This window comes from Streptomyces sp. NPDC018026 (assembly GCF_044327745.1).
GTDB lineage: Bacteria > Actinomycetota > Actinomycetes > Streptomycetales > Streptomycetaceae > Streptomyces > Streptomyces rubrogriseus.
The window spans coordinates 122,023-147,286 of the sequence record NZ_JBIRFY010000017.1; the positions used below are offsets into that span (position 1 = coordinate 122,023).

Genomic DNA, 25,264 nt, shown 5'->3' on the forward strand with positions numbered 1-25,264 from the left:
TCACAAGCCGGGACCGCTAACCTTACGTGTCCGTCCTGGCCAGGGATTGACGGCACCAACTCACTCGAAGGGTTGCGCTCATGGGCATTCTCACTCTCCTGCGGAACGCGTTCGGCCGCTCACGCAAGGAACGGACCGCACAGGCGGAGGGTGCGACGCAGGAGACGGCACCGCCGGTCACCGCGCCGGAGCCGAAGCTCCCGTCCCAGCCCACCGCACCCCGGGAGCCGGCCGAGACCACCTCGACCGAGCCGGAGTCCTCCCAGATCCCCGAGCCCCGCTCGGAATCCACCCCCGACGAGCACGACCTCGTCAAGGCCGCCTTCACCAACATCACAGTCCCCACACCAACGGCCACCCCCTCAACCCCGGAGACGACCCCGGAGCCCGAGCCGAAGCCGGAGGCCGAGCCGAAGCCGGAAGCCGAGCCGAAGCCCAAGCCCGAGGCGGAACCCGAGCCCGAGCCCACGGCCGAGGCGGCGGCTAAGTCCGACCGGCAGCCGGAGGCCGAGGCGAAGGCCGAGGCGGAACCCGAGCCTGAGCCCGAGGCGAAGCCGGAGGCCGAGGCGGAGCCGGAGGCCGAGGCGGAGCCGGAGGCCGAGGCGGAGCCGGAGGCCGAGGCGGAGCCGGAGGCCACCCCCGACCCCGCAGCCGCCGACGGCGAGGACGCCCCACAGGGGCCACCCGCACCCGACAACGAAACCGGCACGGGTGGTGCGGGTGGGAGCACGGACGCCGACGGCGAAGCCGAGGCGTCGCACCCCGCCGCCCAGCCGGAGGCACCCCGCGGGAGCACGGACGCCGAAGGCGAAGCCGAGGCGTCAAGGCCCGCCACAACCCCCGCAAGGCTCCGCTCCCGCGCCCCCGGCCTCACCACCGCCTACAAGGCAGCCGGCACCGCCCTCAAGAAGCACGACCTCACCGGCGCCCGCGCCAAGGTCCACCTGATCCTCGACCGCTCCGCCTCCATGCGCCCGTACTACAAGGACGGCTCCGCCCAGGCCCTCGCCGAGCAGACCCTCGCCCTCGCGGCACACCTCGACCCCGAGGCCACGGTCCACGTCACCTTCTTCTCCACCGAGGTGGACGGCACCGGCGACCTGACCCTCACCGACCACGAGAACAAGATCGACGAGCTGCACGCAGTGCTCGGCCGCATGGGCCGAACCAGCTACCACGCCGCCGTAGCGGCCGTCCTCGCCCACCACGCCAAGGAAGAGGCCCCCGGTACCCCCGCCCTGGTGATCTTCCAGACCGACGGCGCCCCCGACGCCAAGACCCCCGCCACCCAAGCCCTCACGGACGCCGCCGCGAACCACCCGAACGTCCACTTCTCCTTCGTCGCCTTCGGCGACCCGGAGAACAAGGCCTTCGACTACCTCCGCAAGCTCAAGACGGGCAACGCCTCCCACTTCCTGGCCGGCGAGACCCCGAAGGAGCTCACCGACAAGGAGCTGTACGAGGCCGTACTGGCCACCTGGCGCCCGTAACCGGACCGCACGACCGTACGCACGACCCCTCGGGGGGTGGACAAGGGGAACCCCTCCGTCCACCCCCCGAAACGCGTGTGAGCCGATCTCCCCGGGCCCAGTAGGATTTCGACCATGGCGGCCACTGGAACCGAGAAGCAGGGGGCGAAGGCGTACTACGTCTCGACCCCCATCTACTACGTCAACGACGCTCCTCACCTGGGCCACGCCTATACGACCGTCGCAGGCGACGTGCTCACCCGCTGGCACCGCCAGCGCGGTGAGAAGGTGTGGTACCTCACCGGCACGGACGAGCACGGTCAGAAGATCATGCGCACGGCCGAGGCGAACGGGGTCACCCCGCAGGCCTGGGCCGACAAGCTCGTCACGGAGTCCTGGAAGCCCCTGTGGGAGCACCTCGACATCGCGAACGACGATTTCATCCGCACCACGCAGAAGCGGCACACCGACCGCGTCCAGGAGTTCGTGCAGGACCTGTACGACAAGGGCGAGATCTACAAGGGCGGCTACGAGGGCCCGTACTGCGTGGGCTGCGAGGAGTACAAGCTCCCCGGCGAGCTGCTCGACGGCGAGGGCGAGTACGCGGGCCAGAAGCTGTGCCCGATCCACAAGAAGCCGGTGGAGATCCTCAGCGAGGAGAACTACTTCTTCAAGCTGAGCGAGTACAGCGAGAAGCTGCTCGCCCACTACGAGGCCAACCCGGGCTTCATCCAGCCCGAGTCCGCGCGCAACGAGGTCGTGAATTTCGTCCGCCAGGGCCTGCAGGACCTCTCCATCTCCCGCTCGACCTTCGACTGGGGCGTCCCGGTCCCCTGGGACGACAAGCACGTCATCTACGTGTGGGTCGACGCCCTCCTGAACTACGCCACGGCGGTCGGGTACAACGAGAACCCGGAGAAGTTCGAGTCGACGTTCCCCGCCGACGTGCACCTGGTCGGCAAGGACATCCTCCGCTTCCACGCCATCATCTGGCCGGCGATGCTGATGGCGCAGGGCCTGCCCCTGCCCGGGAAGATCGCCGCGAACGGCTGGCTGATGGTCGGCGGCGAGAAGATGTCGAAGTCCAACCTGACCGGCATCAAGCCGCAGGACCTCACCACGCACTTCGGGGTGGACGCGTACCGCTGGTACTTCCTGCGCGCGATCGCCTTCGGCCAGGACGGCTCGTTCTCCTGGGAGGACTTCTCCGCCCGCTACACCAGCGAGCTGGCCAACGACTACGGCAACCTGGCGTCCCGCGTGGCGGCCATGGTCAACAAGTACTTCGGCGGCGAGCTGCCGGCCGCGACGGCCGACGGCGACGCGGAGCAGGCGATCCACGACGGTCTGGCCAAGGCGGTCACGGAGGCGGACCGGAAGATCGGCGAGGAGCTGGACTTCCAGGGCGGCATCCTGGCGGTCTTCGACTTCGTCAAGCAGGTCAACGGCTACATCACCGAGCAGGAGCCCTGGAAGGTGGCGAAGGACGATTCGCCGCAGGGCAAGGCCCGCCTGGCGACGATCCTCTACACGGCCGCGGAAGCACTCCGCGCCGTGGCCGTCCTGCTGAACCCGATCATGCCGGACACCTCCCAGAAGCTCTGGGACTCCCTCGGCGCCGAGCCCTCCCTCGGCGGCCTCGCGGACCAGAAGGTCCAGGACGCGGCGGACTGGGGCCGGCTGCCCGCCGGCGCGACCGTCACCAAGGGCGCGGTGCTCTTCCCGCGTCTCGAGGAGAAGCCGACCGCGTAACGCGCTCGCTACAGCAGGGGCCCGGGAGAGGCGGAAGCTTCTCCCGGGCCCTGCGCTTTGCGAAGATCGGACGAACAGCCAGCTCACGTGGGGGACATCCATGGCACTGTTCGGCAACGCGCACAGCATCGACCCGGCCCAGGCGCAGCAGGAGTACGCGCGCCTGCTCGGCCAGGGCGAGCAGGTCCACGCGGCCTACCTGCTGATCCGCGACACCATCCTGTTCACCGACCGGCGGCTGATCCTGATCGACAAGCAGGGCATCACCGGCAAGAAGACCGAGTACCACTCGATCCCGTACCGCAGCATCACGCACTTCGCGGTCGAGACCGCCGGCCACTTCGACCTCGACGCCGAACTGAAGATCTGGCTCTCCGGCTCCCAGACCCCCGTCCAGAAGACCTTCACCAAGGGCGTCGACATCTACGAGGTCCAGGCGATCCTGACCCAGTTCGTGGCCCGGTAGGCTCCGCGCGCGCTAGATGCGCGAGTTGCGCAGCGACTGCCACACGGCGCCGGCCAGTGCCCGCGTCGCCCGCGGGACCGACAGGTGTTCGTGCTCGCGGTACAGGGCCCAGTTGTACTCCACGAGCGAGAGCTTGTTGGAGGACAGCGATCCCGCCTGATGGGCCCTGTACACCGCGAGCGGCTCGGCCAGCCCCCGGGCGTCGGCGCCGTCCCGCATGATCGACAGCCACAGGGCGTAGTCCTGGCGCTTGCGCATCTCCGGCATCAGCCTGGTGCCCAGCACGTTGCGGTCGTACATGGCGGTGAGCGCACCGATGTGGTCCTGGACCAGCATCGCGCGGTAGTCCACGTGCCCCCGCGCGCGGATCACCCGGCCGTTGGGGACCCAGTCGGTGCTCTCGCCGTCGTGGTCGGCGTCCATCTTGAAGTACGAGGTGAACGTCAGGGGCGCGGTGCCTTCCGCGGCGAAGGCGAGCTGCTTCTCGGTCTTCTCCGGCAGCCACATGTCGTCCGAGTCGAGGAAGGCGACGTAGTCCCCGCGGGCCCGCTCGATGGCGAGGTTGCGGGCCCGGCCCGCGCCGCCCCGCTCCGGCGAGGAGCGGGGCAGGACGCGCTCGTCCTGGGCGGCGAACTCGCGCAGCAGGTCCATGGAGCCGTCGGAGGACTGGTCGTCGGTGACCAGCAGCTCCAGATCGCCGTGCGTCTGCGTGAGCACCGACCGGACGGCCGCGCCGAGGGTGGCCGCCGAGTTGTACACGGGCATCACGACGGACACCAGGGGCACAGCACTTCTCCTTCGTGGTTCAGCAACGGCAGATCAGGACCGGCGGCCGCCGCGGACTACTTGGGCTGCGGCTTGCGCACCGTCAGGTGCAGTTCCCTCAGCCGGGTCTCGTCCAGCTCGGTCGGGGCGCCCATCATCAGGTCCTGGGCGTTGCCGTTGAGCGGGAAGGCGATGGTCTCGCGGATGTTGGGCTCGTCGGCCAGCAGCATGACGATGCGGTCGACGCCGGGGGCGATGCCGCCGTGCGGCGGGGCGCCGAAGCGGAAGGCGCGCAGCATGCCGGCGAACTCGCGCTCGACGGTCTCCGCGTCGTAGCCCGCGATCTCGAAGGCCTTGAGCATGATCTCCGGCTCATGGTTCCGGATCGCGCCGGAGGACAGCTCGACGCCGTTGCAGACGATGTCGTACTGCCAGGCGAGGATGTCCAGCGGGTCCTGGTTCTCCAGGGCGTCCATGCCGCCCTGCGGCATCGAGAAGGGGTTGTGGGAGAAGTCGATCTTCCCCGTCTCCTCGTCCTTCTCGTACATCGGGAAGTCGACGATCCAGCAGAAGCGGAAGACGTTCTCCTCGAAGTGGCCGGCGCGCTTGGCGGCCTCGACGCGGACCGCGCCCATGATCTTGGAGACCTCGTCGAACTCGCCCGCGCCGAAGAACACCGCGTGGCCGGGGGCCAGCGAGAGCCGCTTGGTCAGCTCCGCGACGTTCTCCTCGGTGAGGAACTTCGCGATCGGGCCGGACAGCTTGCCGTCCTCGCCGACGCGGACCCAGGCCAGACCCTTGGCACCCTGCGAGACGGCGTAGTCGCCGAGCTGGTCGAAGAACTTGCGGGGCTGGCCCGAGACGTCCGGGACGGGCAGCGCGCGCACGTGCTTGCCGGCGAAGGCCTTGAACTCCGAGCCCTCGAAGACGTCGGTGATGTCGACCAGCTCCAGCTGGGCGCGCAGGTCCGGCTTGTCGGAGCCGTACTTCAGCATCGCCTCGCGGAACGGGATCCGCGGGAACGGCGAGGTCACGTGGCGGCCGTTGCCGAACTCCTCGAACAGCTCGGTCATGAGCTGCTCGATCGGGCGGAAGACGTCCTCCTGCTCGACGAAGCTCATCTCGACGTCGAGCTGGTAGAACTCGCCCGGCGAGCGGTCGGCGCGGGCGTCCTCGTCGCGGAAGCAGGGCGCGATCTGGAAGTACCGGTCGAAGCCCGAGATCATCAGCAGCTGCTTGAACTGCTGCGGCGCCTGCGGGAGGGCGTAGAAGCGGCCCGCGTGCAGGCGGGAGGGCACGACGAAGTCGCGGGCGCCCTCGGGCGAGGTGGCGGTGAGGATGGGCGTCGCCATCTCGTTGAAGCCGAGGGCGACCATCTTGCTGCGGATCGAGGAGATGACCGACGTGCGCAGCATGATGTTGCGGTGCATGCGCTCGCGGCGCAGGTCCAGGAAGCGGTACTCGAGCCGCCGCTCCTCGTTGACCCCGTCCTCGGTGTTGATGGTGAAGGGCAGCGGCTGGGCGGCGCCGAGCAGCTCGACCTCGCCCACCTCGACCTCGACCTCGCCGGTGGGCAGATCGGGGTTGATGTTGTCGGCGCCGCGGGAGACGACCTTGCCGTCGACCCGAACGGTCGATTCCTTGGTCAGCTTGTCCAGCGCCTCGTACGCCTCGGTGCCCGGACGGGCGACGAGCTGCGTGATGCCGTAGTGATCGCGCAGATCGATGAAGAGGATGCCGCCCAGGTCGCGCCGATTGTGCAGCCAGCCACTCAGTCGGACGTCGGTGCCGACGTCAGAGGAGCGGAGCTCGCCGCAGGTGTGGGACCTGTACCGATGCATCGTCGTTCATCCAGCCTTCGCGGATCGGGGATGGTGTTTCGCGTTTCACGTGAAACAACCCCAGCGTACCGGGCAGCCACGGCTGCCTTCCTCCCGATTGACCCGTCACGAGCCCGCTCCCGGCCCGCTCCCGGCTTGCTCCGGCGTCCCCGCGAGCGGTGGCAGCGTGCGACGACCTCTTCTTAAAGTGGGGCAATGCGCACTGGTGAGCCCCTGCCCGAGGTGGGGGACGTCCTTGCCGCCCTCGCGACCGGACTGTGGCACTGGGACACCGCTACGGGTGAGGTCACGGTGGACGGAGAGGCCGCCCGCCTGCTCGGCCTGCCCGCCGAACCGGCGACCCTCACCGAGGCGCAGGTACGGGCCCGGCTGCATCCGGTCGACTGGAACGAGATCACCGGGGTGGTCCAGCTCGCCGTCGCCGAGGGCACGCTCGCCGAGGTCCGGATCCGGATCATGGACGAGCACGGCCATGTCGTCCGGGTCGTACGCAGCCGCTCCAAGCCCTCCTTCGACCCCGAGCGCAAGGCTTACGTGCTGACCGGCACCCTTCAGGAGGTCGCCGAGCCGAGGCCGGGGACCCCCGCGGGGCGCAGCGCGGTCACCGGCGAGTGGCGGCGCTCGCGGGAGGCCTTCCTGCTGGACGCGGGCCGGGCACTGGCCGAGGCGCGGTCCACCGAGGAGGTGCTGCGGGTCGCGGCGGGGCTGTCGATGCCGGGGTTCTCCCCGGACGGGCTCGCGGTGTTCGGGGTCTCGGGGGACCGCCTCACCGTGATCGGGCACCACGGGCAGCCGGACGACGAGGCCAACCCGTTCGTGGACATGTCCCTGGTGACCGACTACCCGGCCGCCGAGGTGGTCCGCACCGGCCGCGCGGTCTACCTCTCCTCCCCGCAGCAGTACCGGTCCCGCTATCCCATGACGTGGTCGCTCGCCGAGCGCTTCGGCCGCCGCTCCTGGGCCTATCTGCCGCTGACCGTGGCGGGCCGCACGATGGGCGCCTGGATGGCCGCCTTCGCCTACCCGGTCGCGTTCACGCCGGACGAGCGCTCGGTGCTGACCACGGTGGCCCGGATGCTCGCCCAGGCCCTGTCCCGGGCCGGTGCCGCGGAGAACCAGCGGGAGCTGACCGAGGGGCTGCAACGCTCGATGCTGCCCATGCTCGGCCCGGAGATCCCCGGCATGGACATCGCCGCCCGCTACGTCCCCACCGGCGGCGGCCTCCAGGTCGGCGGCGACTGGTACGACATGATCCCGCTGCCCGGGGGCCGCTTCGCCCTGGTGATCGGCGACGTCCAGGGCCACGACGTACGGGCGGCCGGGCTGATGGGCCAGCTGCGCATCGCCCTGCGCGCCTACGCCTCCGAGGGGCACCGTCCCGACGCGGTGCTCGCCCGTGCCTCCCACTTCTTCCACGGACTCGCCGCGGCCGAGGACGACCCCGGCGACCTGCGCTTCGCGACCTGCTACTACGCCGAGGTCGACCCCGCCACCGGCACCGTGGAGAGCGCCCGCGCGGGGCACCTGGACCCGGTGGTGCGGATGGCGGACGGGACGGCGCTGATCCTCGCCACGGCGGGCGGGCTGCCGCTGGGCATCGCCCCGGACACCGACTACCCGACGACGCGGCTCGCCCTGGAACCCGGGGACACCCTGATGCTGTGCACGGACGGCCTGGTCGAGACCGGCGGCCACGATCTGCAGAGCGGCTGGCACCGCCTGCGGGTGATCCTGGAGGAGCACGCAGGCGGTCTGGAGGAGCTGGCCGACGCGCTGGTCCAGGCCGTGCACGGCCCCTCCTCGCACCACACCGTCGGCCCGCTGTCCGACCGCCGGGAGGACGACATCGCGCTGGTGCTGCTGTGCCGGCAGGGCGAGGGCTGCGGTTGCGGCGAATCCACCGCGATCCGGGCGCCGGTGCGCCGCACGATGCTGACGGTCGCCCAGGCCGAGCCGGCCCGGATCGCCACCGCCCGGCAGCATCTGCGCGACCTGCTGCACGACTGGCCGGGCGAGGAGCAGCGCGATGCGGCGGTACTCCTGCTCTCCGAGATGCTGACGAACGTCCTGGTCCACACCGACACCGACGCGCTGCTCGTCGCCGAGGTGGCCGGGGAGCCGGGCGAGCGGCGGATCCGGGTGGAGGTCACCGACAACGGCGACGACCTGCCGCACAAACGCAGGCCGGGCGAGATGGCGTCCTCCGGACGCGGGCTGATGCTGGTCGAGCTGCTCGCGGACGCGTGGGGCGTCGCCCCGCGCGGCGAGGGCAAGAGCATCTGGTACGAGCTCTACGAGTCCGCGGCCCCGGCCGACGGCGCCGGTCCCGCGTCCGGCCCGGATGCCCCAGCCCCGGATGCCCCGTAACGCCCCTGGAGTTCGTGGACGATCCCGAACGCCGCGGCGGTCAGCGGCACGGCGAGGAGCATCCCCAGGATGCCCGCCACCGACGCGCCCGCGGTGAGCGCCAGCAGCACGACGGCCGGGTGCATCTGGACGGTGCGGCTCTGGATCATCGGCTGGAGCACGTGCCCCTCCAGCACCTGCACGGCCAGCACCACGCCGAGGGCCCACAGCGCGATGACGAACCCCCGGTCGGCGAGCGCCACCAGCACGGCGACGGCCCCGGACAGGAACGCCCCGAGATAGGGGATGTAGGCGCCGACGAAGACCAGCGCCCCGAGGCCGACCGCGCCGGGGACGCGCAGGACGAGCAGGCCGACGGTGATGCAGAACGCGTCGATGAGGGCGATCAGCGTCGTCCCCCGCATGAAGCCCTCGACGGCCCCGAAGGCCCGCCGGGCCATGGCCTCGACCGTGTCGGCACCGCCGGGCGGGGCGAGGGCGCGCACCGTGGTGACGGCGCGGTCGGAGTCGCGCAGGAAGAAGAAGACGAGCAGCAGGGCGAGCACGGCCATGGCCATCATCTCGCCGACCACGCTGATCCCGGTCACCACGCCGGAGGCGGCCGTACCGCCGAACTTGCCCAGCAGCTCGCGGGCGTTGGAGGCCACGTCGTCCAGCGAGGTGCCCGCCGCACCGAAGTGGTCAGCGATGTCCCGCGCCGCGTCCCGCAGCGAGGTGACGATCTGGTCGCCGGTCTCGACGAGCGCGGAGACCACGATGTACACCGCCCCGCCGACCACGGCCAGCACGGCCGCACAGGTCAGCCCGGCGGCCAGCGACCGCTGCACACGGGCCTTCACCAGCCGCGCGTGCAGCGGCCTGAGCAGCGCGGTGCCGAGCAGCGCGAGCAGCGCCGGAGTCACCGCGGTGCGGAACTCGACGCAGAGCCGGATCGCGACGTAGACGACACCGCTGGCGAGCAGGACGACGGCGCACCAGGCGGCGAACCGGCGCACCGGACCGGGGAGCAGCTGCACGCTCCCACCCGATCACGCACCGGGCGGGCTGTCCTGCGTGGACGGCCCGCCCGGGTGACGCGCTCGCCGTCAGGCCCCGGGGCCCTCGCCGGACATGCCGTGCACCGCCGGGACGGTCCCCAGACGACCCTTCTGGAAGTCCTCGAAGGCCTGCATCAGCTCGTCCTTGGTGTTCATCACGAAGGGGCCGTAGTGGGCCATCGGCTCCCGGATCGGCCGGCCGCCGAGCAGCACGACCTCCAGGTCCGGGGTGTGCGAGTCCTGCTTCTCGTCCGCGCGGACGGTCAGCGAGCCCCCGGCGCCGAAGACCGCGGTCTGCCCGAGGTGCACCGGACGCCGCTCCACGCCCACCGACCCGCGCCCGGCCATGACGTACGCGAGGCCGTTGAAGTCCTCCCGCCAGGGCAGGGTGACCTCGGCGCCCGGCGCCAGCGTGGCGTGCACCATCGTGATCGGCGTGTGCGTGATGCCGGGGCCGTCGTGGCCGTCCAGCTCACCGGCGATGACGCGCAGCAGCGCGCCGCCGTCGGGAGAGGTGAGCAGCTGGACGGAGCCGCTGCGGATGTCCTGGTACCTGGGGGCCATCATCTTGTCCTTGGCCGGCAGGTTCACCCACAGCTGGAGCCCGTGGAACAGCCCGCCGGACATGACCAGCTGCTCCGGCGGCGCCTCGATGTGCAGCAGGCCCGAGCCCGCCGTCATCCACTGGGTGTCGCCGTTGGTGATGGTGCCGCCACCACCGTTGGAGTCCTGGTGGTCGAAGATCCCGTCGACGATGTAGGTGACGGTCTCGAAGCCGCGGTGCGGGTGCCACGGGGCATCCTTGGGTGAAACCAGTTGGGGGGCCAAAAAATCCGCTAGAGTCCCCCCATGATCAGACCAGGGGTGGTGACCGGCATGGACATCCATGCAGGTGTCTATGGGCGTCAGTCCGTGGGGCGCGCCAACAAGTCCGAGGTCAGCACGGTCACACAGCGCGCTGCGGGTGTGGCCGAGGCGAAGCGGCGCGGGGCCGTCAGCATCACCGAGTACGAGGACCTCGGCATATCCGCGTTCACGGGCGACGGCCGCCCGGACTTCGACCGGCTGCTCAAGGACTGCCACGAGGGCCGGATCAACCTGATCATCGTCTACTACATCAGCCGCCTGTCACGGATGGATCCGCTGGACGCCATCCCCATCGTCACGGAGTTGCTCAACCTCGGCGTGACGATCGTCAGCCTCACCGAGGGCGAGTTCCGCAAGGGCAACCTGATGGACCTGATCCATCTGATCCTGCGCCTGGACGCGGCCCACAGCGAGAGCAAGAACAAGAGCGACGCGGTGCGGGGCGCGAAGAAGACGGCCCGCGAACTCGGTGGCTATGTGGGCGGCAAGCCGCCGTACGGCTTCCGCATGGTCCCCGCGACACGAACGACGGCCGACGGTAGGCCCGTCGTGATTCACGTCCTGGAGCACGATCCCGACGAGGTGCCGGTGATCCGGGACATGTGGGCGCGGATCAAGGAGCACAAGGACATGCCGTACCAGCCGGGAGGTGGCCGTCGGCACCCGGGCTCTCTCACGGGCATCTGCGCCCAGATGACCGCCGATGGAGTCCCGACGAAGGGGCAGCGGGTCGGCAAGAAGACGAAGGACAGCATCTGGGATCCGAAGACGGCTATGCGCATCCTCCGCGACCCTCGCATCGCGGGCTACGCGGCGACCCCGGTGTACAAGCGCCGGGAGGACGGCAAGCTGACGAGCACCATCGAGAGCTACCGCATCGAGCGCGACCCCGAGACCATGAAGCCGCTCCAAGCGTACCGGCCGATCATTTCGCCGGACGATTGGCATGAGCTGCAGAAGTGGCTCGATGGCAGGGGCCAAGGCAAGGGCCTGTCGCGCGGACACGCCGTCCTCTCCGCCATGGACGTCCTCTTCTGCGACTGCGGTGCGGTGATGACGTCGCACCGTGCGACCACTCCCTACAAGGCCGCGTACCGCTGCCGCCGTCGGAAAGCGCTGCCGGGCCAGCACGAGGGCGAGTGCACGATCAGCATGCAGACCCTGGACCTGTACGTCGCCCGGCGGATCTTCGCCCTCATCCAAACGTCCGAGGACGACCCCGAGACGGCGGTCATCCTCGCCGAGGCCGCCCGTCGGTACGCGGCGCAGACAGAACAGCCGGAGATCGTGGGCGAACGCCGCAGTCTCGTCACCGAACGCGCCGATGCCAAGCACGCGCTGGAGGAGCTGTACGACAGGGAAGAGGCCGGCGACTACGACGACCCCGTCGGACGACGCCGGTTCCAGGAGCGCAGGGAACGGCTCCTCGGCCGTATGGAGCGGGCGGAGACCCGTCTCACCGAGTTGGAAGAGGCGTCTGCGCCGACGCTCCCGATCCACCTGTGGCTGCCCCTGAGTGCGGGGGATGTCGATCCGGTGGGCGAGGGTTCGTGGTGGGAGGCCGCTACGACCCAGGAGCGCCGGGACTTCGTCAAGTTGTTCGTGCGCCGGGTCACGGTTACCAAGTCGACCGGCGCGGGAAGGTCGACGCCCGTCGAGAAGCGGGCGACGGTCGAGTTCGTACAACCGGAACAGGCTGAGGGCGATGGTACAGAGGCCTACGAATCGCAGCAGAGCGAGGCGTTGGCGGAAGCGGTCTGACCTGCTGCTGACCCGAGACGAGCAGGGGTGTTACACCCACATCGCCAGCTAGGAGAACCGGCGATTCCCCGGAGCACGACGGTGTCCTCGTGGGCGTCGGGCAGCCACGTCGCGGCTCCGGCGCCCCTGCCCCAATCCATCAGGAGCCGTCTCTTGCACAAACCCTCGCCCAGCCCTTCTGTCACTTCGCCGACTAACGGTGTGCTCCGGCCCGTGTCGTCGGCACCGCAAAACCGCGAGTGAGTGCATCCACCCGCGCACCGCTCGCCACCACCGCAACCACAGCCGCCCGCCACTATGAGCAGGACGTTCGCGCGGCCCTCCCCGAACATGCCGACCGGATCCTCGCCGGCCAAAACCGTCGACGCCTACTGATTGAAGTGGGCACCCAGAGGGAACCCGATAGCGCCCGAGTATCCCTCCGAGGTCCTCAACTGACGCATCACCGCTCAACCGAACCGGCGGATGCAAGCCGCTCGCATAAGGAGCACGCTCACTACCGCGCCCACACCCATCCCGATGAGCAAGTAGCCCACGGTGCGAGGTCGTCACCGATAGCGCGCCAGCTCTCAGCGACAGCAGACAAGAAGGCCACCGAGGCAGGTGATCTCGTACGCCCCGTGCTGGGCGATGTGGTCGGCCACCAACGTGCGGGCGCGGTCGACAGTCGCGTCGAAGGGCACGTCGTGCTGGTCCGCCCAGGCACGGTACGAAGCCAGATGGGCAACCACAGGCTCGGGGTCGTGGACAGTGATGGTTCCCGGCAGTTCGACGACCTCCACGCGGCCGAACTCCTCGCTGAGGAAGGCGGGCGCCTTTTCCAGGGAGAAGCGAGCGCTGAGCGAGATACGAGCCGGGCCCCGGTCGATGCCGAGGACGTCGCCGGCGGCCCGCTGCCAGAGGTCGTCGAGTTCGGCCTTGTCGCGGTCGCTGTTGGTGGAGGCGATCATCAGCCCGTCAGCGGCCACGATCCTGGACAGTTCCCTGACCGACTGGGGGATGTCGGGCACGTGGTAGAGCATGTGGAGCGCAAGGGCGGCGTCGACGCTGCCCGCCGCGAGCGGAAGCCTCGTGGCATCCGCCACGGCGACGGGGCCGGGGACGTCGGCGAGGATGCCGGGGGCGATGTCGAGGCCGAGCGAGAACAGGTCCCCACGGTCCTGACGGAGCCGCTGGATGAACTTGCCGTTGCCGCAACCGATGTCGACGACGCGCCCGCGTACGTTGCCCAACTGCTCGACGACGAGGCCCGGTAGGTCGTACCGAGGCGTCTGCCACTGGTAGAGCGACTGCCGGGCGGCCAGGTCTCGGTCTCCGTTGTAGGCACTGCCCGCCAGGCGGGCCCGGTCGGTCACAGCGGCGTCGTGGGCGGCGGACAAGTCGGTCACGTCGGCAACTCCGGAGGATGGGCGGGAGGTAAGGACGCGCGGACGACCGTGTGCTGGAGCCGGTCACGCAGGTGCACTGTCTGCGCGGCTCCACCGTACTGTGGCCCTCCCAGCTTGCGCCCGAGAACGGTGAGCCGGCGCACGATGCTGGCCGACATGCGCTCCGGCGAGGACTGGAGAACGAAGCCGAGCATCTTTTCCGTGCCGTCCAGGTCGCCCAGGAGCAGGTGCCCGCTGGCGAGGTCGAGGTGCGCGGCGAACAGGTCACCGACCGACTGGTCATCTCCGTCCGCGCTGCGATAGAGGCGGACCGCCGTCTCCGCGCTGACGATCGCCCGTTGGACCTGTTCCTGTCCGCCTAGGGCCAGAAGGGTCGTTCCCGCGTACGCGAACTGCTTGGCCGCAGGGAAGTCGAAGACTCCCAGTGCCTCGTCCCGACCCGAGATCGTCTCACGAGATCGTTCGGCATCCGACAGGGCGGCGAGCGCTCCCGCCGAGTCGCCGACTATGGCCAGCGCCCGCGCCTCCAGGCTCGCCAGCCGTGCCCCGATGCTGCCGCCCTCCCTGTGCTGACGACCGACCTGAGCGAGCTGGGCCGCCCGCTCGTACTGTCCGGTCCAATACGAGATCAGTGACTCCACGGCCCGCACCCAGGCCAGCATCCCCTCATGTCCGGCCGCCTCGGCACAGGCCCGTGCGGTACGGGCATGCGTGGCAGCCGAATCGTAGTCGCCGAGATCCAGGCAGACATGAGCGGACAGGCCGCAGAGACGAGAGGCAGAGAGACAGAGGTCGGCGGTCTGCCGGGGGCGTTGCCGTCCGCGCAGCAGCTCGAACGCCCCGTCCCGTAACCGCTTGATCTCGACATACTGCTCCATCAACGGGTGACTGACGTAGGTCCGCGCGAGCCGACCGACATCCGCCTCCAACTGCTCGACGACGAGCTCGTCGACATTGCGCTGCGCGATGAACCGAGCGAACTCCGCCGACCGCGCTGCATCCTCCGACAGCGGAGCCCCGCAGGTCCGAGAAGCCCCAGGCGACAAAGCGGGCAGTCTGATCTCGTCCTCGTCAGCGGCGACCCCGTCCCGCCTGCCCTTGCTGACTGCCACAGCCCGGTCGAGCTGGGCGACATCGACGTTGAAGACACACGCCAGGTGCTTCCGGGCGTACGGAACCGGAATCCGTGCTTCGCGCTCGTACCGCCCGATCTCCTTGCCGGTCTTCGCGGAGCGCCCCTCCATGGCGTTGTACTCGTCGGCGACCCTCTGCTGGCTCCAGCCGCGCGCGGTGCGCAGCCGGACGAGCAGGGTGCCGATTCCGGTGTCGCCCATGCCGTCCCCCTGGAACACGTGACCTCTGGCCCCCATAGTGGCCCCCACTTTGGCCCCCGTGCTGGCTCCCGACCCAAATGAATTAAGTCGCTTTGCTGTTGACCATGGCAAGCAGACCCACCAACGAGGCAACCGACGCCACACCGGATCTCCTTCCGGCCACGGGCCGGCACCGCACCATGTTCTTCCCCCGCCGCAGGACCACACCGCGTACCGCTCGCAACTTCGTCGTCGCCACGCTGACCGAATGGGGTGAGACCAGTCGCCTCGACGACATGCGATTGTGCGCCTCGGAGCTCGTCACGAATGCCGTGCTTCATGGAGCACCCGTGGGACACCTCGTCCTCGTGCGTGTCGGCTTCCTCGATGACCAACTGCGCATCGAGGTCCACGACGCCGGTGACGACAGCCCGATTCGACGCGATCCCGGAGAGTCCGCCCCCGACGGCCGTGGCCTGCTGATCGTCTCGGCTACGGCGGACAGCTGGGGCGTGAAGGAGCGGACAGGCCCCGGAAAGTGCGTCTGGGCCGCATTCGACCGCAACACCGGACCCCAGGGGGGCACCTCATGACCACGCACCCTGTCTCGCCGAACACCGTCCTCGCCAACGCCCTCCACCGCGCCGAGGACGTACTGACTCCGCGCATCCTGGCCGCCTCGCCCGAGCGCATCGTGTTGGTCGTCGGCACCCAGATCAACGGCGCCCCGCACATCGGCACCTCGCTCGTGCAGTCCCTGGCCTTCGCTATGGCCGCCCGCCTGCGCGACCGCTTCGGCCTCCCCACCGAGGTGCTCTTCAGCGCCCTCGACAACGCACCGTACGAGCTGGCGACCGACCCGACCACTGGACACAGCTACCAGCGCGCCTACGCCCAGGCACTCAGCGGGCAGGGCCTGCGTGACCTCGTCACCGCCCTCTACCAGCCCCTCTTCACTGCCCTGTCTCGAAGCCTAGGCATCCCGCACCACATCGAGACATATACCCAGCAACAGGCCGGCGAGCACTACCGCCGCACCTGGCTCCGACTCCTTCCCCGCATCGACGCCGCCCGCTGGTGGCTCGCCCCCTCCACCGGCACCCCACACCTCCGTGTCCCCTGCCCGCACCCCGACTGCGGCTGGGCGGAGAAGCATGCCGAACGCACCCGGGGCTCCCTCACCGGGCCCGAGTCAGCGGTAGTCTCCGCCGTCTGCCTTCACCACGGCCCGTACGAGGCCCCGATCACGCCCACCGCTGGCGCGTACCTGGACCTGGCCACCCTGTACCGCAACCTGGTCAAGGAACTCGCCCTGCCGAGTCCCAACGGCACGCTGCACGTCATGGTCAAGGGCGGCGACTGGGTCTTCGGCTCCCACCTCGTCGACGAAGCCCTCCAAGCCGTGGGCCTCACGCGCACCCAGCTCCCGGCCCGCCTGTTCTGCCCCCAGGTCGTCACCGACACCGGCGCCAAGCTGTCGAAATCCCTCGTACGAGAAGGCCGTGCCCCCTTGCCCGAAGGCGCTGCCCCTTGGATGCTCGACACCCGGCAGTGGCCCGGCACCGTCACCGAGTACGCCGACCAACTGCTCGCCATGGCCGAGACCTTGCTCTCCGACCCCCGCCACTTCTTCCGCTCGTACTCGGCCGCCGAAATCGGCCGCCTGATCACCACACCGTCCCCAAGGAGTGTTCCCTCCCGATGACCGACCGCACCACACGCGTCCGCGAGCTCAACCTCTACCGCCAGTACTTCGAGCTCGTCGCCGCGGGCTCCAAGACCATCGAGGTGCGGGTCAAGTACCCGCACCTCGCGGACCTCGACATCGGCGACACCATCCGCTTCCGCATCAAGAACACCGACGAGACCTGCGACGTCGAGGTCCTCCGTGTCACCGAGTACCCCGACTTCGAGGCCCTCCTCGACGGCGAGGGCGCGTCCAACGTCAACCCGACGACCACCCGCGAGCAGCAACTCGCCAACATCCGCACCATTTACGGGCCCGAGAAGGAAGCCCTCGGAGCCCTCGCCATCCAAATGAAACGCACGACCTGACCGATTCTCGGCCTTACAAGATCGGACACTCGGAGCCATCCTCCGACCGAAACGGCAACGCCCATCGAAGCCGCCCCGGCGGCACCACGGAGGAGAAGATGCGGTGACCAGTTCAGTCCCCTGGACGGATCGTCTGTCCACCGGCACAGAAGCGACTCAGGACGACGTGGTGCGCTGGTATCAGAGCACGCGCGAGGGCAAGGCATACGTGCCCACGATGATCTGGGGCACGCTCCAGACCAAGGCGTACGCCACCGTAATCCTCGGCCAGGTCGTCGACTTCCTCGGCATCCCGAACGACGTACCGGCGGGCGTGGCCAAGCGCATGCAGCGACAGCAAGTGCTGTACGACGGCGAACACCACTACGACGTCGTCCTCGGGGAGCAGGCTCTCTACACGAACGTCGGTGGGCCCGGAGTGATGCGAGAACAGATCGAACGCCTCCTGCGCGAGCTCGGCCTGTCATCGCTCACCCTCGGGATCCTTCCCTCCACCGCACGGGTGGACCTGTTCCCCGTCCACGCGTTCAACATCTACGGCCATGGCGACCGTGCCCACGTCGAACTCGTCTCCTCCTCCGTGGACATCACGGAACAGAGCGAACTCGACCTCTACAACAAAGCCTTCGCGGCGCTGAGCAACGCGGCATCATACGGCGACGCCGCCGAGGAGTTCCTGAGGAAGGCCCATTCCTTCTGGGCCAACGCCCCACTCCACGAGTAGGTCGATCCCTACACGGCGCGGCGCCCCGCAGCAGTGGGCAGGACACCCAGTAGAGACCGTCGCACCCGATCGCCAGCGATCCAGAACGGGCCAGGTCCGCGACCTACACACTCATCGCCTCAGGTCGCCGACCGGCCCCTCGTAGGGTCCTGCGTGGACGGCCCGCCCGGGTGACGCGCGGTCAGGCGCCGGGGCCCTCGCCGGACATCCCGTGCACCGCCGGGACGGTCCCCAGACGACCCTTCTGGAAGTCCTCGAAGGCCTGCATCAGCTCGTCCTTGGTGTTCATCACGAAGGGGCCGTAGTGGGCCATCGGCTCCCGGATCGGCCGGCCGCCGAGCAGCACGACCTCCAGGTCCGGGGTGTGCGAGTCCTGCTTCTCGTCCGCGCGGACGGTCAGCGAGCCCCCGGCGCCGAAGACCGCGGTCTGCCCGAGGTGCACCGGACGCCGCTCCACGCCCACCGACCCGCGCCCGGCCATGACGTACGCGAGGCCGTTGAAGTCCTCCCGCCAGGGCAGGGTGACCTCGGCGCCCGGCGCCAGGGTGGCGTGCACCATCGTGATCGGCGTGTGCGTGATGCCGGGGCCGTCGTGGCCGTCCAGCTCACCGGCGATGACGCGCAGCAGCGCGCCGCCGTCGGGAGAGGTGAGCAGCTGGACGGAGCCGCTGCGGATGTCCTGGTACCTGGGGGCCATCATCTTGTCCTTGGCCGGCAGGTTCACCCACAGCTGGAGCCCGTGGAACAGCCCGCCGGACATGACCAGCTGCTCCGGCGGCGCCTCGATGTGCAGCAGGCCCGAGCCCGCCGTCATCCACTGGGTGTCGCCGTTGGTGATGGTGCCGCCACCACCGTTGGAGTCCTGGTGGTCGAAGATCCCGTCGACGATGTAGGTGACGGTCTCGAAGCCGCGGTGCGGGTGCCACGGAGTCCCTTTCGGCTCCCCGGGCTGATACTCCACCTCACCCATCTGGTCCATCATGATGAACGGGTCGAGATGGCGGTAGTTGATCCCGGCGAACGCGCGGCGCACCGGGAATCCCTCGCCCTCGAAACCGCTGGGCGCGGTCGTGACGGTGAGCACGGGGCGTGCGGCGGCGTCGGCGGGCGCGGATACGCGGGGCAGCGTCAGCGGGTTCTCGACGGTCACGGCAGGCATGTCGACCTCCTCGGGCGGCGTACGCCCCACTTTAGTTGAGCGTTGAACTTCTTGCCACCTGGAACCACGAAAGCCCGGAGGGCATTCCCTCCGGGCTCGCGGACATCCAGGCGCTGCGGCGTCTATCCGTACATGCGCCGCATGGCGAAATCGACCATCTGTTCGACGGCTTTCGCGTCGAAGACCATCCGGTGCTCGCCCTCCATGTCCAGGACGAAGCCGTAGCCGGTCGGCAGCAGGTCGATCACCTCCGCGCCGGTGATCACGAAGTACTTCGACTCCTTGCCCGCGTACCGGCGCAGCTCCTTCAGGCCGGTGAACATCGGGATCACCGGCTGCTGGGTGTTGTGCAGCGCGAGGAAGCCGGGGTTGTCGCCGCGCGGGCAGTAGACCTTCGAGGTCGCGAAGATCTGCTGGAAGTCCTCGGCGGACATCTGGCCGGTGGTGAAGGCGCGCACCGCGTCCGCGAGCGAGGGCGGGGACGGCTCGGGGTACAGCGGCGGCTGCTGCCCGTACCCGCCGCCGCCCATCGGCTGCTGCGGGGGCGGAGCGTACTGCTGCTGCTGTTGGCCCGCGGTCTGGTCGTAGCCGTACATGCAGCACAGAGTAACGAGTAACGAGTCACAGATGGGCGGCCCGGGGTTGCTTCTTATTACCGACGGGTAGCATCATCGTAGCTACTAGTTGGTACGTGTACGGATGCGAGGAGCGAGTGCCTCGCCGATCTCTCAAGGGAGCGTCGCCATGGGGCACTACAAGCCGAATCTCCGGGACATCGAGTTCAACCTCTTCGAGGTGCTCGGCCGTGACAAGGTCTACGGCACGGGCCCGTTCGCGGAGATGGACACCGACACCGCCAAGAGCGTCCTCGAGGAGCTGACCCGCCTCTCCGAGAACGAGCTGGCCGAGTCCTTCACCGACGCCGACCGCAACCCGCCGGTCTTCGACCCGCAGACCAGCACGGCGCCGGTCCCGGCCTCCTTCAAGAAGAGCTACCAGGCCTTCATGGACTCCGAGTACTGGCGCCTCGGCCTGCCCGAGGAGATCGGCGGCACCACCTCGCCGCGCTCGCTGATCTGGGCGTACGCGGAGCTGATCCTCGGCGCCAACCCGGCCGTGTGGATGTACTCCTCGGGCCCGGCGTTCGCCGGCATCCTCTTCGAGGAGGGCAACGAGGTCCAGAAGCACATCGCCTCGATCGCCGTCGAGAAGCAGTGGGGCTCCACCATGGTCCTCACCGAGCCGGACGCCGGTTCGGACGTCGGCGCCGGCCGCACCAAAGCCGTCGAGCAGGCCGACGGCTCCTGGCACATCGAGGGCGTCAAGCGCTTCATCACGTCCGGCGAGCACGACATGTCGGAGAACATCCTCCACTACGTCCTCGCCCGCCCCGAGGGCGCCGGACCCGGCACCAAGGGCCTGTCCCTGTTCCTGGTCCCCAAGTACGAGTTCGACTTCGAGACCGGTGAGCTGGGCGAGCGCAACGGCGTCTACGCCACCAACGTCGAGCACAAGATGGGCCTGAAGGCCTCCAACACCTGCGAGATGACCTTCGGCGACCGCCACCCCGCCAAGGGCTGGCTGATCGGCGACAAGCACGACGGCATCCGCCAGATGTTCCGCATCATCGAGTTCGCCCGCATGATGGTCGGCACGAAGGCGATCTCCACCCTCTCCACGGGCTACCTCAACGCCCTGGAGTACGCCAAGGAGCGCGTCCAGGGCCCGGACCTCGCCAACTTCATGGACAAGGCGGCCCCCAAGGTCACCATCACGCACCACCCGGACGTGCGCCGCTCCCTGATGACGCAGAAGGCGTACGCCGAGGGCATGCGCGCGCTCGTGATGTACACCGCCTCCGTCCAGGACGAGATCCAGGTCAAGGAGGCGAACGGCGAGGACGCCTCGGCCGAGCACGCCCTCAACGACCTGCTGCTGCCCGTCGTCAAGGGCTACGGCTCGGAGAAGGCCTACGAGCAGCTCGCCCAGTCCCTGCAGACCTTCGGCGGCTCCGGGTTCCTCCAGGAGTACCCGATCGAGCAGTACATCCGCGACGCCAAGATCGACACCCTGTACGAGGGCACCACGGCGATCCAGGGCCAGGACTTCTTCTTCCGGAAGATCGTCCGCAACCAGGGCGCCGCGCTGAACTCCCTCGCCGAGGACATCAAGACGTTCCTGGCGCTCGCCACCGGCGGCGAGGAGCTGTCCGGCGCCCGCGAGCACCTGGCCAAGGCCGCCGTCGAGCTTGAGGCCATCGTCGGCCTGATGCTCACCGACCTCGCGGCCACCGAGCAGGACGTCAAGAACATCTACAAGGTGGGCCTCAACACCACCCGCCTGCTGCAGGCCTCCGGCGACGTGATCGTCGGCTACCTGCTCCTCAAGGGCGCGGCGATCGCCGCCGAGAAGCTGCCGACCGCCTCCGCCAAGGACAAGGCCTTCTACACCGGCAAGATCGCCGCCGCGAAGTTCTTCGCCGCGAACGTCCTGCCCGGCCTCACCCTGGCCCGCAAGGTCGCCCAGGGAGTCGAGCTGGACCTGATGGAGCTGGACGAGGCCGCGTTCTAGAACGGGCCCGGCGCCCGAGCCCGTTCCGCACACCCCCACGAGGGCCCGCTCCCGCCAGACGGGAAGCGGGCCCTCGTACGTCGTTAAGGTGAACCCCATGAGCGCACCCGCCCGCTTCGACCGCGGCCACACCGACGACCTGATGACCTTCCTGTCGGCGAGCCCGACCCCGTACCACGCCGTGGCGAACGCCGCCGCGCGGCTGGAGAAGGCCGGTTTCCGCCAGGTCGCGGAGACCGACGCCTGGGAGGCCACGAGCGGCGGCAAGTACGTGCTGCGCGGCGGTGCGATCGTCGCCTGGTACGTCCCGGAGGGCGCCGCGGCGCACACCCCCTTCCGCATCGTCGGCGCCCACACCGACTCCCCCAACCTGCGCGTCAAGCCCCGCCCGGACACCGGCTCGCACGGCTGGCGCCAGGTCGCCGTGGAGATCTACGGCGGCCCGCTGATGAACTCCTGGCTCGACCGGGACCTGGGCCTGGCCGGCCGCCTCTCGCTGCGCGACGGCTCCACCCGCCTGGTCGACGTCGACCGCCCGCTGCTGCGCGTGCCGCAGCTCGCCATCCACATGGACCGCAACGTCTCCACGGAGGGCCTCAAGCTCGACAAGCAGCGCCACCTCCAGCCCGTGTGGGGCCTGGGCGACACCGTCCGCGACGGCGACCTGATCGCCTTCCTGGAGGACGAGGCGGGCCTCGCCCGCGGCGAGGTCACCGGCTGGGACCTGATGACGCACTCCGTGGAGCCCCCGGCGTACCTGGGCCGCGACCGGGAACTGGTGGCGGGCCCGCGGATGGACAACCTGCTGTCCGTGCACGCCGGGACGGCCGCCCTGGCCGCGGTCGCGACCTCCGGCGCCGACCTCCCCTACATCCCCGTGCTGGCCGCCTTCGACCACGAGGAGACCGGCTCCCAGTCGGACACCGGCGCCGACGGACCGCTGCTCGGCGGCGTGCTGGAGCGCTCCGTGTTCGCGCGCGGCGGCTCCTACGAGGACCGGGCGCGCGCCTTCGCCGGCACCGTCTGCCTGTCCTCCGACACGGGCCACGCCGTCCACCCCAACTACGCGGAACGGCACGACCCGACGCACCACCCGCGGATCAACGGCGGCCCCCTCCTCAAGGTCAACGTCAACAACCGCTACGCCACCGACGGTTCGGGCCGCGCCGTGTTCGCCGCCGCCTGCGCGAAGGCGGACATCCCCTTCCAGACCTTCGTCTCCAACAACTCCATGCCGTGCGGCACCACCATCGGCCCCATCACCGCGGCCCGGCACGGCATCAGCACCGTCGACATCGGCGTGGCCATCCTGTCGATGCACAGCGCCCGGGAGTTGTGCGGCGCCGACGACCCGCACCTGCTGGCCAACGCGCTGGTGGCCTTCCTCCAGCCGTAGCCGTCAGGCACAACACCGCCCCACGGCATGAGGATTGAAGCCCGGGGTACCCGCACGGAACCGGATCGGCCGGAAAGCCGGAACCGACCGGATCTGACAGGGAGGCAACACTCATGGGCCATGGGGGTCCCCCCGGCTCGAGCGCAGCCGAGAGCTGGGGGAGGGTGCATCATCCTCATCGCCGTGGGAGCCATCCTCACGTTCGCGACCGACTGGGACATGCGGGGCGTCAACCTCGACCTGGTCGGTGTGATCCTCATGGTCGTCGGCCTGATCGGCGTCGCCACCTTCAGCAGCATCGCCCGGCGCCGCCGCGTCGTGATGCCGCCGTCGACCCCGGTCGTCGAGGAACGGCCCCACCACCACACCCGGGACGGCTACCGCGACGGCTACGGCGCCTGAATCGGCGGGGCGCCCCCCGCGCCGCACTCAGCCTGTCGGCCTACCGTCCGGGTTTCGCGGCGGCCGGCGGGGAAGCGGTCAGAGCATGAGATTCCTCGTGTACGACCGGCTCCTCGGTATCGGTGACGACTACTGGATCGAGGACGAGCACGGCAACAAGGTCTTCCTCGTCGACGGCAAGGCGATGCGGCTGCGGGACACCTGGGAGCTGAAGGACGCCCAGGGGCGCGTGCTCATCGACATCCACCAGAAGATGTTCGCCCTGCGCGACACGATGGTGATCGAGCGGGCCGGCGAGCCCCTGGCCCGCATCAAGCGCAAACGTCTCTCCCTGCTGCGCAACCACTACCGGGTCGTCCTGGCCGACGGCACCGAACTGGACGTCAGCGGCAAGATCCTCGACCGGGAGTTCGCCATCGAGTACGACGGCGAACTGCTGGCCGTCGCCTCCCGGCGCTGGCTGACCCTCCGGGACACCTACGGCGTGGACGTCGTGCGGGACGACGCGGACCCGGCGCTGCTGATCGCCCTGACGGTGTGCGTGATCCACCTGGCGGAGAAGGAGCGGGAGGACGACTGAGGCCCGGCGGACCGGCGGCTCCTCACGCCGTGCGGCGGACGGCGCGGCCGAGGAGCAGCGGCACGGCCAGGTGGTGCACGGGGGCCGCCAGGGCCCACAGCACCCGGCCGGCCCGGCGCTCGTAGAACGCGTACGTCGCCCAGAGCAGCCGCGCGCCGTCCACGGTCACGACGTTGCGCACGGTCAGCGACGGCGCGCGGGCCTCCAGGGCGATCCTGCCCGGCCCGGTCTCCAGCACGCGCCAGCCCACCACGTGCCGTCGCGAGGTGCGCGGCCCCAGTCGCAGCCCCAGCACGCCCGCCCATCCCGTCCGGAACAGCTCACGCAGTATCGACGGGACGTCCTCGAAGCTGGCGCGCACCCATTCCTCGGGCGTCAGCCGGGGAAGTCCCGCGGTGGGAAGCTCGAAGGCCGATGCGAAAGCGGCGCCGAGGGGGTCCACCCGCACCCGGCGAATGGCGGAGGTACCGGTAGGTGTCCGTGTCATACCGGCATACTGGGCAACGTGACACCACGTCAAACACGCGGTGCCACTCCTCCTCACACTCCGCGCTCAGCCGCGCGGCGGCTCCAGCCCCAGCACCCGGTCCTTCAGGGCCGGGAACTGCTCCCGGGTCCGCGCCACCCTCTCCGGGTCGAACTCCACCGTGAGGACCTCCTCGTCCGGGCCGGCCTCCGCAAGCACCTCGCCCCAGGGATCCACCACGATCGAGTGACCGGCCTGCGGAACCCCGGCGTGCGTCCCGGCCGTTCCGCAGGCGAGCACGAAGGCCTGGTTCTCCACGGCCCGCGCCTGGGCCAGCAGCGTCCAGTGCGCCCGACGGCGTTCGGGCCAGCCCGCCGGGACGACCAGGATCTCGGCACCGGCGTCGACGAGGGAGCGGAAGAGCTCGGGGAAGCGCAGGTCGTAGCAGGTCGCCACGCCGAGGGTGGTGTCCGGCAGCCGGACCGTCACCGGCTCGCGCCCCGCGCCCATCAGCACGGCCTCGCCCTTGTCGAAGCCGAAGCGGTGGATCTTGCGGTAGGAGGCGGTGAGATCACCGGCGGGGGAGAAGACGAGAGAGGTGTTGTAGAGCCGTCCGTCCGGGCCGCGCTCGGGGACCGACCCCGCGTGCAGCCACACGCCCGCGTCGCTCGCCGCCTTGGCCATCGCCTCGTACGTCGGTCCGCGCAGCGGCTCGGCCGCCGCGTCGAACTCCTCGAAGGCGAACGCGCCCGTGGTCCACAGCTCCGGCAGCACGACGAGGTCGGCGCCCGCCTGCTCCCTTACCAGAGCCGCCGCCCGCACGCGACGCGCTTCGACCGTTTCGTCCTCGTTCACGGCGATTTGAATCAAAGAGGCGCGCACACT

23 protein-coding genes and 1 pseudogene are annotated in these 25,264 nt (G+C 69.8%); 14 read left to right on the forward strand and 10 right to left on the reverse strand.

Translation table 11 applies throughout. The features are described 5' to 3' along the window. Positions 1-80 precede the first annotated feature (80 nt). The 3 genes from ACH4D3_RS35915 (at position 81) to ACH4D3_RS35925 (ending at position 3,687) form a co-directional block, all read left to right on the forward strand. A complete protein-coding gene (locus tag ACH4D3_RS35915) occupies positions 81-1,490 on the forward strand; it encodes a VWA domain-containing protein (protein WP_398331327.1) in 1,410 nt (469 codons plus the stop codon). A gap of 114 nt (positions 1,491-1,604) precedes the next feature. Then, complete coding sequence (metG, locus tag ACH4D3_RS35920; RefSeq protein ID WP_398331330.1) at positions 1,605-3,221, forward strand: methionine--tRNA ligase; 1,617 nt, start codon at positions 1,605-1,607, stop codon at positions 3,219-3,221. A 100-nt stretch (positions 3,222-3,321) separates the two neighbouring features. After that, entirely contained in the window at positions 3,322-3,687 is a 366-nt protein-coding gene (locus tag ACH4D3_RS35925; protein WP_398331333.1) for a PH domain-containing protein, read from the forward strand. A gap of 12 nt (positions 3,688-3,699) precedes the next feature. On the opposite strand, the gene ACH4D3_RS35930 is transcribed toward ACH4D3_RS35925, so the two are convergent. After that, positions 3,700-4,473 carry a glycosyltransferase family 2 protein gene (locus ACH4D3_RS35930; protein WP_382815929.1) on the reverse strand — a complete coding sequence of 258 codons (774 nt, stop codon included), beginning with the start codon at positions 4,471-4,473 and terminating at the stop codon, positions 3,700-3,702. Between the two features lie 56 nt (positions 4,474-4,529). Continuing rightward, positions 4,530-6,293 (reverse strand): aspartate--tRNA ligase, encoded by a 1,764-nt coding sequence (gene aspS / locus ACH4D3_RS35935; RefSeq protein WP_398331336.1) that lies wholly within the window; start codon positions 6,291-6,293, stop codon positions 4,530-4,532. A 195-nt stretch (positions 6,294-6,488) separates the two neighbouring features. Between aspS and ACH4D3_RS35940 the strand changes: the two genes are divergently transcribed. Continuing rightward, entirely contained in the window at positions 6,489-8,660 is a 2,172-nt protein-coding gene (locus ACH4D3_RS35940; protein ID WP_398331339.1) for a SpoIIE family protein phosphatase, read from the forward strand. Here the strand turns inward: ACH4D3_RS35940 and ACH4D3_RS35945 are convergent. Together ACH4D3_RS35945 and ACH4D3_RS35950 are read right to left on the reverse strand one after the other, a co-directional pair. Then, positions 8,585-9,676: an AI-2E family transporter gene (locus ACH4D3_RS35945; protein ID WP_398331342.1), complete on the reverse strand. Its 1,092-nt coding sequence runs from the start codon at positions 9,674-9,676 to the stop codon at positions 8,585-8,587. The genes ACH4D3_RS35940 and ACH4D3_RS35945 overlap by 76 nt on opposite strands. Before the next feature lie 69 nt (positions 9,677-9,745). Continuing rightward, positions 9,746-10,525, reverse strand: a complete 780-nt coding sequence (locus ACH4D3_RS35950; RefSeq protein WP_398331345.1) for a pirin family protein — start codon at positions 10,523-10,525, stop codon at positions 9,746-9,748. Positions 10,526-10,546: 21 nt separating this feature from the next. On the opposite strand from ACH4D3_RS35950, the gene ACH4D3_RS35955 reads away from it, so the two are divergent. Both ACH4D3_RS35955 and ACH4D3_RS35960 read left to right on the forward strand, forming a co-directional pair. After that, on the forward strand, positions 10,547-12,325 hold the full coding sequence (locus ACH4D3_RS35955) for a recombinase family protein (protein WP_398331347.1): 1,779 nt from the start codon (positions 10,547-10,549) through the stop codon (positions 12,323-12,325). Between the two features lie 254 nt (positions 12,326-12,579). Further along, positions 12,580-12,856, forward strand: a pseudogene (locus tag ACH4D3_RS35960) (mobilization protein); the annotation flags it as partial. 38 nt (positions 12,857-12,894) lie between these two features. Here ACH4D3_RS35960 and ACH4D3_RS35965 read toward each other — a convergent pair. Together ACH4D3_RS35965 and ACH4D3_RS35970 are read right to left on the reverse strand one after the other, a co-directional pair. Beyond that, positions 12,895-13,713 (reverse strand): class I SAM-dependent methyltransferase, encoded by an 819-nt coding sequence (locus tag ACH4D3_RS35965; protein WP_398331350.1) that lies wholly within the window; start codon positions 13,711-13,713, stop codon positions 12,895-12,897. Then, entirely contained in the window at positions 13,710-15,047 is a 1,338-nt protein-coding gene (locus tag ACH4D3_RS35970) for a helix-turn-helix domain-containing protein (RefSeq protein WP_398331353.1), read from the reverse strand. The genes ACH4D3_RS35965 and ACH4D3_RS35970 overlap by 4 nt, the downstream gene beginning before the upstream one ends. A gap of 104 nt (positions 15,048-15,151) precedes the next feature. On the opposite strand from ACH4D3_RS35970, the gene ACH4D3_RS35975 reads away from it, so the two are divergent. The 4 genes from ACH4D3_RS35975 (at position 15,152) to ACH4D3_RS35990 (ending at position 17,805) form a co-directional block, all read left to right on the forward strand. After that, positions 15,152-15,619, forward strand: a complete 468-nt coding sequence (locus ACH4D3_RS35975; protein WP_398331356.1) for an ATP-binding protein — start codon at positions 15,152-15,154, stop codon at positions 15,617-15,619. Continuing rightward, positions 15,616-16,731, forward strand: a complete 1,116-nt coding sequence (locus ACH4D3_RS35980) for a hypothetical protein (protein WP_398331359.1) — start codon at positions 15,616-15,618, stop codon at positions 16,729-16,731. The genes ACH4D3_RS35975 and ACH4D3_RS35980 overlap by 4 nt, the downstream gene beginning before the upstream one ends. Then, positions 16,728-17,081: an ASCH domain-containing protein gene (locus ACH4D3_RS35985; protein ID WP_398331362.1), complete on the forward strand. Its 354-nt coding sequence runs from the start codon at positions 16,728-16,730 to the stop codon at positions 17,079-17,081. Before ACH4D3_RS35980 ends, ACH4D3_RS35985 begins: the two co-directional genes overlap by 4 nt. 103 nt (positions 17,082-17,184) lie before the next feature. Beyond that, positions 17,185-17,805, forward strand: coding sequence for a DUF5753 domain-containing protein (locus tag ACH4D3_RS35990; RefSeq protein ID WP_398331365.1), 621 nt, complete (start codon positions 17,185-17,187; stop codon positions 17,803-17,805). Positions 17,806-17,986: 181 nt separating this feature from the next. On the opposite strand, the gene ACH4D3_RS35995 is transcribed toward ACH4D3_RS35990, so the two are convergent. Together ACH4D3_RS35995 and ACH4D3_RS36000 are read right to left on the reverse strand one after the other, a co-directional pair. After that, entirely contained in the window at positions 17,987-18,964 is a 978-nt protein-coding gene (locus tag ACH4D3_RS35995; RefSeq protein ID WP_398331368.1) for a pirin family protein, read from the reverse strand. Between the two features lie 122 nt (positions 18,965-19,086). Further along, positions 19,087-19,560, reverse strand: coding sequence for an SseB family protein (locus ACH4D3_RS36000; RefSeq protein WP_398331371.1), 474 nt, complete (start codon positions 19,558-19,560; stop codon positions 19,087-19,089). 148 nt (positions 19,561-19,708) lie between these two features. Between ACH4D3_RS36000 and ACH4D3_RS36005 the strand changes: the two genes are divergently transcribed. From ACH4D3_RS36005 to ACH4D3_RS36020, 4 genes are all read left to right on the forward strand, one after another. Beyond that, a complete protein-coding gene (locus tag ACH4D3_RS36005; RefSeq protein ID WP_398331374.1) occupies positions 19,709-21,535 on the forward strand; it encodes an acyl-CoA dehydrogenase in 1,827 nt (608 codons plus the stop codon). Positions 21,536-21,632: 97 nt separating this feature from the next. Continuing rightward, positions 21,633-22,931, forward strand: coding sequence for a M18 family aminopeptidase (locus tag ACH4D3_RS36010; RefSeq protein WP_398331377.1), 1,299 nt, complete (start codon positions 21,633-21,635; stop codon positions 22,929-22,931). Positions 22,932-23,051: 120 nt separating this feature from the next. After that, positions 23,052-23,333: a hypothetical protein gene (locus ACH4D3_RS36015; RefSeq protein WP_398331380.1), complete on the forward strand. Its 282-nt coding sequence runs from the start codon at positions 23,052-23,054 to the stop codon at positions 23,331-23,333. An 85-nt stretch (positions 23,334-23,418) separates the two neighbouring features. Next, complete coding sequence (locus ACH4D3_RS36020; RefSeq protein WP_398331383.1) at positions 23,419-23,913, forward strand: LURP-one-related/scramblase family protein; 495 nt, start codon at positions 23,419-23,421, stop codon at positions 23,911-23,913. A gap of 22 nt (positions 23,914-23,935) precedes the next feature. Here ACH4D3_RS36020 and ACH4D3_RS36025 read toward each other — a convergent pair whose 3' ends face one another. Both ACH4D3_RS36025 and ACH4D3_RS36030 read right to left on the reverse strand, forming a co-directional pair. Then, positions 23,936-24,400, reverse strand: coding sequence for a DUF2867 domain-containing protein (locus ACH4D3_RS36025; RefSeq protein WP_164459285.1), 465 nt, complete (start codon positions 24,398-24,400; stop codon positions 23,936-23,938). Between the two features lie 66 nt (positions 24,401-24,466). Then, entirely contained in the window at positions 24,467-25,261 is a 795-nt protein-coding gene (locus ACH4D3_RS36030; protein WP_398331387.1) for a carbon-nitrogen family hydrolase, read from the reverse strand. Positions 25,262-25,264: the final 3 nt, after the last annotated feature.

What these genes read in the sequence shown, in the direction of transcription:
- ACH4D3_RS35915 (WP_398331327.1), top strand. Translation starts at nt 81, where the DNA reads ATGGGCATTCTCACTCTCCTGCGGAACGCGTTCGGCCGCTCACGCAAG.
- ACH4D3_RS36005 (WP_398331374.1), top strand. Translation starts at nt 19,709, where the DNA reads ATGGGGCACTACAAGCCGAATCTCCGGGACATCGAGTTCAACCTCTTC.
- ACH4D3_RS35955 (WP_398331347.1), top strand. Translation starts at nt 10,547, where the DNA reads ATGATCAGACCAGGGGTGGTGACCGGCATGGACATCCATGCAGGTGTC.
- ACH4D3_RS36010 (WP_398331377.1), top strand. Translation starts at nt 21,633, where the DNA reads ATGAGCGCACCCGCCCGCTTCGACCGCGGCCACACCGACGACCTGATG.
- ACH4D3_RS35980 (WP_398331359.1), top strand. Translation starts at nt 15,616, where the DNA reads ATGACCACGCACCCTGTCTCGCCGAACACCGTCCTCGCCAACGCCCTC.
- ACH4D3_RS35970 (WP_398331353.1), bottom strand. Translation starts at nt 15,047, where the DNA reads ATGGGCGACACCGGAATCGGCACCCTGCTCGTCCGGCTGCGCACCGCG.
- ACH4D3_RS35925 (WP_398331333.1), top strand. Translation starts at nt 3,322, where the DNA reads ATGGCACTGTTCGGCAACGCGCACAGCATCGACCCGGCCCAGGCGCAG.
- ACH4D3_RS36000 (WP_398331371.1), bottom strand. Translation starts at nt 19,560, where the DNA reads ATGTACGGCTACGACCAGACCGCGGGCCAACAGCAGCAGCAGTACGCT.
- ACH4D3_RS35940 (WP_398331339.1), top strand. Translation starts at nt 6,489, where the DNA reads ATGCGCACTGGTGAGCCCCTGCCCGAGGTGGGGGACGTCCTTGCCGCC.
- ACH4D3_RS35995 (WP_398331368.1), bottom strand. Translation starts at nt 18,964, where the DNA reads ATGCCTGCCGTGACCGTCGAGAACCCGCTGACGCTGCCCCGCGTATCC.
- metG (WP_398331330.1), top strand. Translation starts at nt 1,605, where the DNA reads ATGGCGGCCACTGGAACCGAGAAGCAGGGGGCGAAGGCGTACTACGTC.
- aspS (WP_398331336.1), bottom strand. Translation starts at nt 6,293, where the DNA reads ATGCATCGGTACAGGTCCCACACCTGCGGCGAGCTCCGCTCCTCTGAC.
- ACH4D3_RS36020 (WP_398331383.1), top strand. Translation starts at nt 23,419, where the DNA reads ATGAGATTCCTCGTGTACGACCGGCTCCTCGGTATCGGTGACGACTAC.
- ACH4D3_RS36025 (WP_164459285.1), bottom strand. Translation starts at nt 24,400, where the DNA reads ATGACACGGACACCTACCGGTACCTCCGCCATTCGCCGGGTGCGGGTG.
- ACH4D3_RS35985 (WP_398331362.1), top strand. Translation starts at nt 16,728, where the DNA reads ATGACCGACCGCACCACACGCGTCCGCGAGCTCAACCTCTACCGCCAG.
- ACH4D3_RS36015 (WP_398331380.1), top strand. Translation starts at nt 23,052, where the DNA reads ATGGGGGTCCCCCCGGCTCGAGCGCAGCCGAGAGCTGGGGGAGGGTGC.
- ACH4D3_RS35975 (WP_398331356.1), top strand. Translation starts at nt 15,152, where the DNA reads ATGGCAAGCAGACCCACCAACGAGGCAACCGACGCCACACCGGATCTC.